The 12,243-nt window shown below is 67.2% G+C and carries 15 protein-coding genes; 2 read left to right on the top strand and 13 right to left on the bottom strand.

Annotated features, from left to right (window positions below):
- Nucleotide 1 precedes the first annotated feature (1 nt).
- The 8 genes from ACQGNJ_RS11420 to ACQGNJ_RS11385 form a co-directional block, all read right to left on the bottom strand.
- Entirely contained in the window at nt 2–502 is a 501-nt protein-coding gene (locus ACQGNJ_RS11420; protein WP_426689368.1) for a pyridoxamine 5'-phosphate oxidase family protein, read from the bottom strand.
- 102 nt (nt 503–604) lie between these two features.
- On the bottom strand, nt 605–1,885 hold the full coding sequence (kynU, locus tag ACQGNJ_RS11415) for a kynureninase (protein ID WP_426689367.1): 1,281 nt from the start codon (nt 1,883–1,885) through the stop codon (nt 605–607).
- A 121-nt stretch (nt 1,886–2,006) separates the two neighbouring features.
- Nucleotides 2,007–2,525 (bottom strand): hypothetical protein, encoded by a 519-nt coding sequence (locus tag ACQGNJ_RS11410; RefSeq protein ID WP_426689366.1) that lies wholly within the window; start codon nt 2,523–2,525, stop codon nt 2,007–2,009.
- Nucleotides 2,522–3,556, bottom strand: a complete 1,035-nt coding sequence (locus ACQGNJ_RS11405) for an amidohydrolase family protein (protein WP_426689365.1) — start codon at nt 3,554–3,556, stop codon at nt 2,522–2,524. Before ACQGNJ_RS11405 ends, ACQGNJ_RS11410 begins: the two co-directional genes overlap by 4 nt.
- A gap of 88 nt (nt 3,557–3,644) precedes the next feature.
- The gene (locus tag ACQGNJ_RS11400; protein WP_426689364.1) at nt 3,645–5,759 is read right to left on the bottom strand and encodes an FUSC family protein; all 2,115 of its coding nucleotides are present in this window, start codon (nt 5,757–5,759) and stop codon (nt 3,645–3,647) included.
- Nucleotides 5,760–5,850: 91 nt separating this feature from the next.
- Nucleotides 5,851–6,228 (bottom strand): hypothetical protein, encoded by a 378-nt coding sequence (locus ACQGNJ_RS11395; RefSeq protein ID WP_426689363.1) that lies wholly within the window; start codon nt 6,226–6,228, stop codon nt 5,851–5,853.
- Nucleotides 6,225–6,788 carry an elongation factor P-like protein EfpL gene (gene efpL, locus ACQGNJ_RS11390; protein ID WP_426689362.1) on the bottom strand — a complete coding sequence of 188 codons (564 nt, stop codon included), beginning with the start codon at nt 6,786–6,788 and terminating at the stop codon, nt 6,225–6,227. Before efpL ends, ACQGNJ_RS11395 begins: the two co-directional genes overlap by 4 nt.
- Before the next feature lie 112 nt (nt 6,789–6,900).
- Nucleotides 6,901–7,668: an SDR family NAD(P)-dependent oxidoreductase gene (locus tag ACQGNJ_RS11385; protein ID WP_426689361.1), complete on the bottom strand. Its 768-nt coding sequence runs from the start codon at nt 7,666–7,668 to the stop codon at nt 6,901–6,903.
- 208 nt (nt 7,669–7,876) lie between these two features.
- Between ACQGNJ_RS11385 and ACQGNJ_RS11380 the strand changes: the two genes are divergently transcribed.
- On the top strand, nt 7,877–8,356 hold the full coding sequence (locus ACQGNJ_RS11380) for an RcnB family protein (protein WP_426689360.1): 480 nt from the start codon (nt 7,877–7,879) through the stop codon (nt 8,354–8,356).
- On the opposite strand, the gene ACQGNJ_RS11375 is transcribed toward ACQGNJ_RS11380, so the two are convergent.
- Nucleotides 8,353–8,580 carry a hypothetical protein gene (locus ACQGNJ_RS11375; RefSeq protein ID WP_426689359.1) on the bottom strand — a complete coding sequence of 76 codons (228 nt, stop codon included), beginning with the start codon at nt 8,578–8,580 and terminating at the stop codon, nt 8,353–8,355. The genes ACQGNJ_RS11380 and ACQGNJ_RS11375 overlap by 4 nt on opposite strands.
- A gap of 112 nt (nt 8,581–8,692) precedes the next feature.
- Between ACQGNJ_RS11375 and ACQGNJ_RS11370 the strand changes: the two genes are divergently transcribed.
- Nucleotides 8,693–9,157, top strand: a complete 465-nt coding sequence (locus ACQGNJ_RS11370) for an RcnB family protein (RefSeq protein ID WP_426689358.1) — start codon at nt 8,693–8,695, stop codon at nt 9,155–9,157.
- Between the two features lie 59 nt (nt 9,158–9,216).
- On the opposite strand, the gene ACQGNJ_RS11365 is transcribed toward ACQGNJ_RS11370, so the two are convergent.
- The 4 genes from ACQGNJ_RS11365 to ACQGNJ_RS11350 are packed head-to-tail and all read right to left on the bottom strand — an operon-like array spanning nt 9,217 to nt 12,240.
- Entirely contained in the window at nt 9,217–9,792 is a 576-nt protein-coding gene (locus tag ACQGNJ_RS11365) for a GNAT family N-acetyltransferase (protein ID WP_426689357.1), read from the bottom strand.
- A 13-nt stretch (nt 9,793–9,805) separates the two neighbouring features.
- The gene (locus tag ACQGNJ_RS11360) at nt 9,806–10,426 is read right to left on the bottom strand and encodes a YdeI/OmpD-associated family protein (RefSeq protein WP_426689356.1); all 621 of its coding nucleotides are present in this window, start codon (nt 10,424–10,426) and stop codon (nt 9,806–9,808) included.
- 9 nt (nt 10,427–10,435) lie between these two features.
- On the bottom strand, nt 10,436–10,924 hold the full coding sequence (locus ACQGNJ_RS11355) for a GNAT family N-acetyltransferase (protein WP_426689355.1): 489 nt from the start codon (nt 10,922–10,924) through the stop codon (nt 10,436–10,438).
- Entirely contained in the window at nt 10,921–12,240 is a 1,320-nt protein-coding gene (locus ACQGNJ_RS11350; RefSeq protein WP_426689354.1) for a metal-dependent hydrolase family protein, read from the bottom strand. Before ACQGNJ_RS11350 ends, ACQGNJ_RS11355 begins: the two co-directional genes overlap by 4 nt.
- Nucleotides 12,241–12,243 lie beyond the last annotated feature (3 nt).

The following is a 12,243-nucleotide window of genomic DNA, read 5'->3' as shown; positions in this document are numbered from 1 at the left end:
TTCAGCCCTTCAGCGTGCCGTGCTTGCCCAGGTCTTCCGGCGAGTCGCCGAGCATGCCGCGCGCAAAATCGAAGGCGCGCGCCACGAAGTTTCCGGCAGACTCCCAGTAGCTGGCGTCCCGCACGCGCACGCGCAATACCATCAGATTCGGGTCGTCCTTGCCATCGGGGAAGAAGATCTTCTGCGCCGGCGACCACAACTCGTCGATGGTGTACTGGTCGCGATCCATCCGCGCGCGTCCGCGCACCGATACATAGCAATGGCTGGACGGGTCGGCATAAGCCAGATTCACGCTGGAATCGTCGGTGAGTTCGTCGACCTTGTGACTTTCGGCGGCAGTGAAGAAGATGATCTCGCCATTGGCATCCAGCTTCAGGGTTTGCAGCGGGCGGCTGACCATCGAGCCGTCGGCGGCGCGCGTGGTCAGCATGGCCACCTCGATGCCGTCGATCAAGTCACCCAGCTTGCGCAGATCGCTGTTGTCCGGAGCTTCGTTCTTCATCGGATTTCCCGGTGGCTGAAAGCCGCAGCATCGCGCCGGGTGGTTCAAGATCGGATGAAATCGGCCCCGTTGCGCCAAACCGCGGCTGAACCTGCCGCAGGTTCAACCCGCTTGCTGCCACGTTCGCACCGCGTCGGCGAAGACCAGGCAATCCGCAAAGCGGTTGTACAGCGGGGCGGGCGAGATGCGGATCACGTCGGGTTCGCGCCAGTCACCGATGATGCCGTGCGCCATCAGGTGTTCGAACAGGGCGCGACCGCGTTCGCGGCCATCGATCACGCGGATCGAGAGCTGCGCGCCACGGCGTGCGGGTTCGGCGGGAGTCACCACCTGAAGCACATCGGCAAGCTGGCTTTGCACCAGCCATTCCAGATAACCGGTGAGCTTGAGTGACTTCTCGCGCAGCGCCGCCATGCCGGCGCGGCGGAAGATTTCCAGCGAAACGCGCATCGGCGCCAGCGCGAGGATCGGCGGGTTGGACAGTTGCCAGCCGTCGGCGCCGGGCGTGGGCTGGAATTGCGGGCCCATCTGGAAGCGGGTGGTCTTGTCGTGACCCCACCAGCCGGCGAAGCGCGGCAGCACGGCTTGCGCGTGGCGCTCGTGCACGAAGGCCCCGCCGACGGCACCGGGTCCGCTGTTCAAGTATTTGTAGCTGCACCAGATCGCGAAGTCGGCGCCGCTGTCGTGCAGTTGCAGCGGCAGGTTGCCGACGGCGTGGGCGAGGTCGAAGCCGACCACGCAGCCGTGTCGGTGGCCGAGTTCGGTGATCGCCTTCAGGTCGAACGCCTGGCCAGTGCGGTACTGCACACCGGGCAGCATCACCAGCGCGATGCGCGAGCCGTGCTCGGCCAGCACGCGCTCGATCGCCTGCATCGAGGTGGTGCCGTTCGGTTCATCCGGTTGCAGTTCGATCAGTGCGCTGGCGGGATCGAGGCCATGGAAGCGGATTTGCGATTCCACTGCGTAGCGGTCGGTGGGAAACGCGCCGCCCTCGATCAGGATTGCCGGGCGTTCCCTGCTGGGGCGGTAGAAGCTCACCATCATCAGGTGCAGGTTCACGCCCAGGGTGTTCATCGCCACCACTTCGGTTGGCTTGGCGCCGACCACGGCGGCGAGGTCGTCGCGCACGAACTCGTGGTAGTCCATCCACGGCAGGCGGCCCTTGAAATGGCCTTCCACACCCAGTTCGCCCCAGTAGTCCAGTTCGGCATTGATCGCCTCGCGCACCGCGCGCGGCTGCAGGCCCAGCGAGTTGCCGCAGAAATAGGTGCTGTCGCGACCTTCGTGCGGCGGGATCAGGAATTCGTCGCGGAATGCGCGCAGCGGATCGGCGGCGTCATGGGCGTTGGCCCAGTCGTGGGTGGCTTCGAACGTGGCGGCCATCGGGAAATCTCTTGGTGTCAGATCCTCCGTCTGCGTTCAGGGGAGGTCGAGGAGGCGAGGATCCGGAGCGACCCCACCCCGACCCTCCCCTGCGTTGCAGGGGAGGGAGCAGAGGCTGCGACTACTTCAATTGCGCGGCGAGGGCGGCGCAGCCCTTGTCGAACTCGGCTTTCCAGCCGGCGCCGGCCTGGGTTTCGCTGGGGCGCATGCAGCGCAGCTGGATGGCGCGGCCGTTCTTGAACCAGTAGTGCTCGGTGTAGTTGAAGGCGGTGCCGTTTTCCTGCGCGGTGTAGATGTTGCTGTTCGGTCCCGGCGGCGTGGCGGCGACCTTGTAGCCGGGCAGCGCCATCGCCTTGGCGGTGGCTTCGCTGCGGTACTGGTTGAAGCCGTTGACGTCGGCCACCTGCTTCACCGTCACCGTGACGCGGGCGAGGCTGTTCCTGCCGGTGGGCGAGGGGTCGGGCACCTGGAATACATGGGCTTCGGGATCGCCCTGGGTTTCCATGATGGCGAGCCAGCTGTCCGGCGTGCTGAAGGTGACGCTGCCGTCGGCCATGCTGACGTCGGTGGCGTGCACGCCAGCGGCGAGCAGGGTGGCGGCGAACGCGATGGCGAGGGTGCTGCGGCGCAAAAAGTTCATGCGGGTACCTTCGAAGTGGAATCGGGAACAAAGCGGTGCAGAGGCAGGCCCAGCCATTCCAGCGCGGTCCCATGGAACAGCCGCGCGCGGTCGGTATCGGCCAGACCCAGTGCCTCGATGCCGCTGCCGGGTTCCTGCTCCCCCAGCGGGAAAGGATAGTCGGTGCCCAGCATCACCTGGCGGACGCCGGTCACATCCAGCAGGTAGCGCAGCGCCAGGTCGTCGTGCACGCAGGAGTCGAAGTAGAAACGCTTGAGGTACTCGCGCGGGTTGCGCGGGTTGTCGGTGGCGACCAGGTCCGGGCGCATCTTGAAGCCGTGCTCGATGCGGCCGATCGACGACGGGAAACTGCCGCCGCCGTGGGCCAGCATCACGCGCAGCTTCGGCAGCCGTTCCAGCACGCCGCCGAAGGCCAGGCAGCAGGCCGCGCGCGACTGCTCGGCCGGCATGCCGACCAGCCATGGCATCCAGTATTTCGGCATGCTGGCCATGCCCATCATGTCCCATGGGTGCACCAGCACCGCGGCGCCGAGATCGGCGGCGGCTTCGAAGAACGGGAACAGCTCGGGAGCGTCCAGGTTCCAGTCGCCGCAATGCGAGCCGATCTGCACACCTTGCAAGCCCAGTTCGTCGATGCAGCGTTCCAGTTCGCGGATCGCCAGATCGGGCGCCTGCAGCGGCACCGTGCCGATGCCGGCGTAATGGCGCGGATAGTCGCGGCACATGCCGGCCATGTGTTCGTTCAGATGACGATGCAGCTCCAGTGCCTGATGCCCCGGCGCCCAATAGGAGAACAGCACCGGCACGGTGGAGATCACCTGCACGTCGACGCCGAAGCGGGCGTAATCATCGATGCGCGTCTGCGGGTCGAACGCCGAATCCCATACCTCGCGGAAGAACTTGCTGTCCTTGTAGATGCGGTGTCGCCCATCGGTATGAGTCATCACCGGGAAGCGGTCGTCGCCGTACTTGGCTGCCAGGTTCGGCCAGTCGCGGGGCAGGATGTGCGCGTGGGAATCGATCTTGAGCATCCACGGAGTGTAAAACCTCCGCGCGCTGGCGTCGCCTGTGTCGCCATGCGCCGACCAGCGGGGGCTCGCAGCGTGCAGCGTGGCCTGGCTAGATCGGCAAGCCGTAGTCGTCGGTGGTTGCCTGCTGCCGGTTGCGCTTGACCACATGGGCGAGCGTATCGATGTTGTCGACCAGGCGATCGCTGATTCGCACCAGCAGGTCGGCGGCGGCGACATCGGCGGCATCCTGCACACGGCTTGCCAGCCGACGTTGTTGCGCACGCAGATCCGGCAGGTCCGACAGGCCCTGGCCGGAGCGCAGCGCGGCGGAGACCGTCTGCAGCGACGCAGCGCATTGCTCGACGAAATCGCGGACTCCCGCTTCGGCGGCCAACCCGGCAAGATCGTCGAGCATGGCTTCCAGGGTCATCGCGGTGCGTGCCAGCCGGTTGCCGTTGGCAAACAGCGTGCGCGCCAGCGCGAGCAGTTCCGGTGGCGTGGCCGGTTCGCTGCGCATCCGCTCGATCGACGCCTGCGCATTGACCCGTGCGGTGCGCGCGGCGGTACGCGTCTCGCCGCGTGCGTCGAGGTTGGGCGCAAGCAGGCTGCGCAGATAGTCGGCATAGGCGTCGAGCATGCTGGCCAACGCGGGACGGGCGCGGCCGCGCTCCCAGGTCGGCCATGCCACGTAGGCGAGCAGGGCGATGCCGCAGCCGAGCGCGGTGTTGATCACGCGATCGACCACGGCGGCGCCGGGAGCCACGCCTTCGAACGACAGCAGAATCACCACGGTGCCGGTCAGCGCGGCCACGGCTATGCCGTAGTGCGCGCTGGCCAGGTAGCGGAACGCCATGCACAGCAGGGCCATCAGCGCCAGATGCGCCCACGGCTGGTCGGGCGTGATGTAGAGCAGCACCGTGGTGAGCACCAGCCCGAGCACGGTGCCCAGCACGCGCAGCAGGCCGAAGTTGAAGGTGGCGCCGAAGTCGGCGCGCAGCACGATCGCGGCGGTCATCGGCAGCCAGTAGCCGTGCGGCAACTGCAGCAGTCGCGACAGCGCCAGCGTGACACTGAGGCAGACTGCCATGCGCACGGCGTGACGGAACGCCACCGAACGCGGGGTGAGGCTGGCGCGCAGGGTGGCCCAGGCCGCACCGCTGCGCAGCGTCGACGGCAAACGGGTTTCCGCGGCACTGGCACGCAGCTCGCCGCGACTGCCGGCCCAGTCAGCGTTGCGCACCGCGGCGGCAAGCTGGCCGATCAGGGCGTGGACATGCGTGGCGCGACTGGCGCGGGTGGCGGCGCTGGCGTGGCTGCCTGCTTCGGCGATGCCGCCGGGCGCGTGCGCTTGCAGCGACGGCAGCAGAGCGGTCGCGCGCTCGGGCGAGTCGCCATCCTCCAGCGCTTCGGCGATCGCATCCAGCACGCCGGCGACCGCTGCGCGGAAGTCCACCTGGACGGCGATGCCATCATGCAGCTCGGTCATCGCGGTCAGTTCCAGCCGGATCCGCTCGGCCAGTTCCAGCAGCACGCCAAACGCTTCCATCGCGCGGCCGTGCGAACGGTGACGTCCCAGCAGCGTTTGCTGCAGGCTGGTCATCGCCTCGCTGAGTGCCGGCACGTCGGTATCGTCGCGCGAGGCTTCGCGCGCCAGCGCAGCAAGCCCGCGATAGACCCCGACCAGCGCGTGCCGCTCCGGCCAGTAGCGCTGCAACGGCCATGCTGCCAGCGAGAAGCTGGCCAGCAGCAGGCCGCCACCGAAGATCAGCGCGGCGCTGCCCAACGCATTGCCCAGCGTGGTGGGGGTGGAGGCGGTGACCACCAGCAGGATCATGCTGGTCATGCCGACCCGCGCGGTGTCCGTGCCGAAAACCACCAGCAGCCCGCCGCAGAAGCCGCAGATGGCGGTGGCCAGCAGCATCGGCAGCAGCTGGCCGCCGATCAGGAAGCCGACCAGCGAGGCCAGGGCCGCGGCCAGTGCGGCAAGCAGCAGCTGACGCAGGCGCTGCCGATAGGGGCCGGGTTGATCGGAGAACATCGTGTTCAGCGCGCCGGCGCCCACGCCCAGGCCGATCTGCGGATGGCCGGTGGCCATGCCGATGCCCAGCGGCAGCACCACGGCTGCGGTATTGCGGATGACCACCCGCCACGGCACATCCGGCCGCTTGATCGCGGTCAGGCTTTCGAGCGCATGGGCGCGTAGCGAGTAATCGCTGGATGGCATGTGGATTCTGTCGGCTCACTGGCAAGCCTTGATTCTGCCCCATGCCGACGCAGATCGCTGCGGTGACCATCGCCCAGCCGGCGCCGCGTGCTCAGTCGTCGGAGCCGGCGGCGATCGGCAGGCCGTCATGGTCGAAGGCTGCCAGCCGCGCGGTGACATGCGCGTCGGCGCGATAGCGCTGGCGCAGTGTCCGCAGCTCCGCCGGCAGCGCGTTGCAACGCAACGCGTCCATCTGGCGATTGACCTCGGCGTCGCGCGGTGAACCGTCGCCGCCGAACTCGCCGGCGAAGTGTTGGCAGTTCTCGCTGCGCTCGATGAATTGCGCGACCGGCCGCGGCCAGCTGCCGTCGGCCGGTCGTGCCGGCGGTTGCGCCGCCGCCGCTGCGGTCAGTGCAGTCAACAGCACGCCCAGCCAATGGTGCGCGCAACGACCGTGTCGACGGGCAGTGCGTTGCGCGGAATGATTCACGCGCGGCCGGCAAACTCGCCGGTGAGCGTGTTTACCCAGACTTTCTCGTCATTGCTGATGTACTCGGGCACCTGCACCTCGATGCCGGTGTTGAGCTTGGCCGGCTTGTTGCGTTTGGTGGCGCTGGAACCCTTCATTTCCGGCGCCGTATCGACCACGGTCAGGACGATGCTGGTGGGCACCTGCAGGCCGACCGGCGCGTCGTCGATCACCTGCACGTAATAGCCTTCGGTGTCTTCCACGATATAGCCGGCGTTGTCGCCGACCAGCTCGGGCGAGAGCAGGTACTGGGTGTAATCCTCGGCGTCCATGAAGACGAACGCATCGCCGTCCATGTACGAGAAATTTGCCGCGCGGCGGACCAGATCCATTTCGCGCAGCTCGTCATCGGCACGCAGGCTGAGGTCGAACTTGCGCCCGCCGGGGATCGAATACAGGGTGAAGCGGAACGTGACGTTGCCGCCACGCGCACTCGGCGAACTGCGCTCGATGTCGCGTACCTGATAGACGGTGCCGTCGTGTTCGACCACGTTGCCTTTCTTGACGTCGGAAGCTTTCATAGGTCAGAAGTGAGTTCAGAGGAGTGAGGAGTGAGAGAAGAGCAAGGCGTGCGGTGAAGCGGCATGAGGCGAGCTTTCTCTCACTCCTCACTCCTCTCCACTCACTCCTCGCTTACTTGGGCTGCAACCGCACCGCGCCATCGAGACGGATCGTCTCGCCGTTGATGTAGCGGTTGCCGAGGATGAAGGCCACGGTGCTGGCGTATTCGTTCGGCTGGCCCAGCCGCGACGGGAACGGGATCGATGCGCTCAGCGACTGCTGCACGGACTCCGGCATGCTGTCGACCATCGGGGTCCAGAAAATGCCCGGTGCGATGGTCACCACGCGGATGCCGAAGCGGGCCAGCTCGCGCGCCATCGGCAGGGTCATGCCGACCACGCCGCCCTTGGATGCCGAATAGGCGGCCTGGCCGATCTGGCCTTCATAGGCGGCCACGCTGGCGGTATTGATGATCACGCCGCGTTCGCCGTCTTCGCCGGCTTCGTTGTTCTGCATCAGCGCCGCGCCGGCCTTGGCCACGTTGAAGCTGCCGACCAGGTTCACCATCACGGTGCCGGAGAAGGTGGCCAGCGGCATCGCGCCTTCCTTGCCCAGCACGCGGCCGGCGCCCAGGATGCCGGCGCAATTGATCACCACGTTCAGGCCGCCCATCGCGTGATGCGCGGCAGCCACATTGGTGGCCACGCCATCTTCGGAGGTGACGTCGGTGCGGAAGAAGCGCGCGACCTCACCCAGCTGCTTCGCGGCGGCGTGGCCTTTCTCCTCATTGACGTCGAACAGCGCGACCCGGCCGCCATGGGCGACAAAATGCTGCGCCACCGCGTGGCCGAGACCGGAGGCGCCGCCGGTGATGATTGCCTTTACCTGATCGAGCTGCATGGGAAATCCTTGACTGCCACTGCCGAAAAGCCGTCATGGTAGCCGACCGGCACGCTCTGCTGCAGGCTGAACGTGAAACTTGCCATGGCAGCGAATTCACGCCGCGTTGGGGTAGCGGCGACCATCGTGAACTCGAACTGCCGGGTCGAACCGGGCAGTGCCGGGAGTGGCCGGACGGATCCAATCCATCAAGTGTCGGGAGCAATGCATGAAGAAACTACTGAGTCTGTCTGCCGTGTTGGGTGCGATGCTGATGCTGGCCAGTGGCTCCGTGCTGGCACAGGATCATGACAACGGCCATGGCCATGGCCAGGGGCGTGGGCACGATCGCGGGCACGATCGCGGGAGCGACCGTTATCAGCAGGACGACGGCGATCGCGGCCGCGGACGTGATGACGATCGTGGCCGTTATGTGCGCTACGACAACGATGACGACCATGGCCACGGTCGCGGCCACGCCTACGGTCATTACAACAACTGGCACGATCGCGGCCGCCACGAGGGCTGGTACAGGCGCGGCGGTTACCTGCCGGTGGAATACCGTACCCGCTACGTGGTGACCGACTGGCGCCGCGACCGCCTGCGCGAACCGCCGCGCGGCTATCACTGGGTACGCAGCGACAATGGCGACTTCCTGCTGGTGGCGATCGCCACCGGCGTGATCGCCGACCTGCTGCTCAACCACTAAGCCGGTTCGACCACATTGAGCCGCTCGACGTGCCCGCCATTGCGGGCACGTTTTTTTGCCGCGAGGGATACCCACGCCAACTCGTGGCACAGGGGCGGCAGGCAGTTGAAGCGGGTGATGACCGTCGCCAGCGCGATCGTCGCCCGCTGCCGAACCGGCGCCACGATTCCGGCGTGAAATCGATTCACCGGAATATTCACGCGCGCAGGGGCGGCCAGCGCCAATAGTGCCGGCAGAGCTGACGATCCTCCAGGACCGCCGGCTCCCCGGAATTCTCCGAATGCGTCGCGGCAGGAACCGCTCCCCGGTTCTTGTCATTCCCAGAGGTGAAGAGTCATGAACAAGCAGCGAAATATGTGGGTGGTCTGTGGCGCATTGCTGATGTTTTCCGCCACCGCCGCGGTGGCGCAACCGCAGGACCAGGACCATCGCAACCAGCAGCAGCGCGGGGATCAGGGCCAGGACCATCACGACCAGCAGCAGCGTCGGGACCAGGGTCAGGATCGGGGCAGTCACGACCAGTATCGGGGCCAGGACCATCACGATCAGGACCGGGGTGACCGCGGCCATGCGCGGAACGAGCGCGGCATGTACGATCGCGGCCGTCACGAAGGCTGGTACAAGCGGGGTGGCCATGTACCGCGCGAGTACCGGGGCAGCTCCTACGTGGTGACCGACTGGCGCAGCCGCCACCTGCGCCAGCCGCCGCGCGGCTATCACTATGTGCGCAGCGACAACGGTGACTTCCTGCTGGTGGCAATCACCACCGGCATCATCGCGAGCATCCTTGCCAATCATTGATGCCAACCAGGTGATCCCGATGACCGGCCCGCCATCGGCGGGCCGGTCCTTTTGCGCCATCAGCCCGGCGCAGCAATCAGCACGCGCTGCAGCGCAGCTGAGCCGGCCAGTTCCGGGAACGGCGTCACCGCGCGCGGCGGCGACGCGGCCACCTGCAGTTCCTTTTGCCAGACACCGACGTCCCACCATTGCTGCAGCTTGTAGCCGCACTGGCGCCACACGCCCGCGGGGGTGAAGCCCATCGCTTCGTGCATCGCCACGCTGGCGGTGCCGGGCAGGGTGATCACGCCGACCGCCTGGGTAAGGCCCTGCAGGCGCATCGCGCCGAGCAGCGCGCCGTAGAGCCTGCGTGCGATGCCGCGGCGGTGTGCGTCGCCACGCACGTAGATCGAGGTCTCGGCAATCCAGTCGTAGGCGGCGCGTTCGCGGAAGCGGCCGGCATAGGCATAGGCCAGCACTTCGCCGGCGTCTTCCCAGATCAGCCAGGGGTAGTGCTGCAGGCGTGTGCGGATGCGGTCGCGCATCGCGTCGACACCGGGCAGCACGGTCTCGAAGGTGGCGGTGCCGGCAAGCACTGAGGGCGTGTAGATCGCGTGGATGGCGGCGGCGTCTTCGTCGCGGGCGATGCGGATCATGGGCGGATGGCCTTCAGCACTTTTCATATTTCCAGTTGCGCTTCTTGCCTTCAGCCAGCCATTCCAACGTGGTGGCAAGGCGCTTTTGACGAGTGGCATCGGCTTTCGCCTCGCCGATCCAGTCGACGTATTCGCGCTGCGCGCCGGGTCCGAAGCCGGCCCAGGTCTTGCGCGCGGCGAGGTGCTTTTTCTGGGCGAGCAGGGCGGCGAGATCGTCGGGCAGGGTGGGTGCGGGGCGGCTCGCTGCTTTCGGCCGCGCCAGCTTCACGCCCGCGGCGTTCAGTGCCATCGCCTTGCCGATATACGCGATCAGTTGTCTGTCCGAGGGCAGGTCGCGCAGCGAGGTGAGCTTGCCGAACTGGCCCATGCCGTCTTGACGCAGGCCGTCCTCGTCGGCGTTGTCACCGAGGACTTCCCTGTATAGCCAGAAGCGGAAGCTGCAGTGCTGCTTGAACGCCGCCATCATGCACAGCGTGCCGCCGTGATGGCTGAAGAACGGCATGCTCCACTTGATGCCCTCCTCGACCTCGGGACAGGCCTTGTGCACCAGCGCGCGCAGGTGACGCAGGATCGGCTGCGCGAACTCGGCGGACTTTGCGATATAGGCATCGATGCGGGGATCGTGGTTCGCCATGGCCTCACCTCACAGGTCGCGGATGAAATAGCGGTCGCAGCCGTGATGGCCGGTGCCGCCCATCGCGCTGCACAGGGCGGTGAAGCCGCTGCGCTTGTACAGCGTCTGCGCCGCGTCCATGCCGGTCAGCGTTTCCAGGTAGCAGCGCTGGAAGCCATGCGTGCGCGCAGCATCCAGGCAGCGCTGCATCATCGCTGCGCCCGCGCCGATACCGCGTGCTTCGGGCAGGAAATACATCTTGCGCAGCTCGCACACTTCCGGCTCGCCACCTTCCAGCGGCGCCACGCCGCCGCCGCCGATCACCACACCGTCGCGTTCAACCACGAAGTAGCTGCTGCGCGGCTGCGCATAGGCCTCATGCATGCTGTCCACTTCGGCATCGTGGATCGCGAAGCCGGGGCCATCGGCGCCGAACTCGGGCATCACGGCGCGGATGATCGCGGCCATCACCGGGTTGTCGGCCGGCTCGATCGGGCGAATCAGGAACGTGTCGTTCATGGCGTGGTGGTGGGCGTGAGGTAGGGAGTTCCGGCTTTCATCACAAAAGCCGGGTGGCGCAGCGCGTCGATCTGGGTGCTGGGGTCGCCAGTGAAGGCGACCAGGTCGGCATCGAGCCCGGGCGCGATGCGGCCGAAGCGCTGTGACTGGCGCAGGATCTTCGCCGCCACGTCGGTGGCTGCATGCAGTGCCTGTGCCGGAGACATGCCATAGGCGACCATCGCCGCCGGCTCGCGCCAGTTGTCGCCGTGGCGGAACACGCCGACGTCGCTGCCGTTGCCGATCGTCACGCCGACTTTCAGTGCGTTGCGGAAGCCGTGCTCGGCTTCGCGCATGCGCTCGGTCGGCGCGCTGGTGCCGGGCACGTAGTGCTGGAAATACTCGGCAGTGGCTTCGACCGCGGTGAGCGTGGGCTCGTACGCCGTACCGTGCTGCTTCATCAGCCTGAAGGTGGCCTCGCTGGCGCCGTAACCATGTTCGACGCTGTCCACGCCCGCTGCCACCGCCATCCGCACGCCGGCGTCGCTGGCAGCGTGCACGGCGACCGGGCGGCCGAGCTGGTGTGCGGTGTCGACCAGCGCCTTCAGTTCGGCAGGCGTGAAGGTGGGCATCGTGGCGCCGTCGGGACCGACCCGGTAATCGCCGTAGATCTTGATCCAGTCCGCGCCGCGTGCAGCCTGCTCGCGCACCGCTGCCATCGCCGCATCGACGCCGCTGATTTCCTGTGCGCCACCGGGCAGGTCGAGGTCCGGACGGAAGCCACGCGGGCCGGGGCCGTAGCTGGCGGTGGCGACGATCGCGCGGGTGGCCACGAACAAGCGCGGTCCGGCAATCAGCCCTTCGTCGATCGCGCGCTTGATCGAGACATCCGCGTAACCGGCGCCTTCGGTGCCGAGGTCGCGCAGCGTGGTGAAGCCGGCCAGCAGGGTGGCTTTCGCATGCGCTGCCGCTTCCAGCGTGCGGTAATCCTGCGGCTCGGTCAGCACCTGATCGTTCCACGAGGTCTCGTTGTACGGGTGCAGGAACAGGTGCGAATGCAGGTCGATCAGGCCTGGCATCAGCGTGGTGCCAGGCAGTTCGACGTGCCGCGCGCCGGCGGGCGCGTGGATCGAGCCGGCCGGACCGACCGCGGCGATCACGCCATCGTGCACCAGCACTGCCCAGCCTGCATGGGCGGCGTCGCCGTCGGCCGTCCATACGCGTTCGGGCAGCAGCAGCCAGTCGCCTTTCGGCGTGGCGGCGATGGCGGGCAGCGCGCACAGCAGGAGCAGCAGGATCGCTGCCGTCTTCCGCCAGGTGATCAGGCTTGCGCGCATCGG

The sequence above is a fragment of the Rhodanobacter ginsengiterrae genome (genome assembly GCF_050026815.1).
GTDB classification, from domain to species: Bacteria; Pseudomonadota; Gammaproteobacteria; order Xanthomonadales; family Rhodanobacteraceae; genus Rhodanobacter; species Rhodanobacter ginsengiterrae.
The sequence above is the reverse complement of the archived record's forward strand: the minus strand, read 5'-3'. Positions and strand labels throughout refer to the sequence as shown.

Coding starts and splice junctions, on each gene's coding strand:
- ACQGNJ_RS11420 (WP_426689368.1), bottom strand. CDS start 502: ATGAAGAACGAAGCTCCGGACAACAGCGATCTGCGCAAGCTGGGTGAC.
- kynU (WP_426689367.1), bottom strand. CDS start 1,885: ATGGCCGCCACGTTCGAAGCCACCCACGACTGGGCCAACGCCCATGAC.
- ACQGNJ_RS11410 (WP_426689366.1), bottom strand. CDS start 2,525: ATGAACTTTTTGCGCCGCAGCACCCTCGCCATCGCGTTCGCCGCCACC.
- ACQGNJ_RS11405 (WP_426689365.1), bottom strand. CDS start 3,556: ATGCTCAAGATCGATTCCCACGCGCACATCCTGCCCCGCGACTGGCCG.
- ACQGNJ_RS11400 (WP_426689364.1), bottom strand. CDS start 5,759: ATGCCATCCAGCGATTACTCGCTACGCGCCCATGCGCTCGAAAGCCTG.
- efpL (WP_426689362.1), bottom strand. CDS start 6,788: ATGAAAGCTTCCGACGTCAAGAAAGGCAACGTGGTCGAACACGACGGC.
- ACQGNJ_RS11385 (WP_426689361.1), bottom strand. CDS start 7,668: ATGCAGCTCGATCAGGTAAAGGCAATCATCACCGGCGGCGCCTCCGGT.
- ACQGNJ_RS11380 (WP_426689360.1), top strand. CDS start 7,877: ATGAAGAAACTACTGAGTCTGTCTGCCGTGTTGGGTGCGATGCTGATG.
- ACQGNJ_RS11370 (WP_426689358.1), top strand. CDS start 8,693: ATGAACAAGCAGCGAAATATGTGGGTGGTCTGTGGCGCATTGCTGATG.
- ACQGNJ_RS11365 (WP_426689357.1), bottom strand. CDS start 9,792: ATGATCCGCATCGCCCGCGACGAAGACGCCGCCGCCATCCACGCGATC.
- ACQGNJ_RS11360 (WP_426689356.1), bottom strand. CDS start 10,426: ATGGCGAACCACGATCCCCGCATCGATGCCTATATCGCAAAGTCCGCC.
- ACQGNJ_RS11355 (WP_426689355.1), bottom strand. CDS start 10,924: ATGAACGACACGTTCCTGATTCGCCCGATCGAGCCGGCCGACAACCCG.
- ACQGNJ_RS11350 (WP_426689354.1), bottom strand. CDS start 12,240: ATGCGCGCAAGCCTGATCACCTGGCGGAAGACGGCAGCGATCCTGCTG.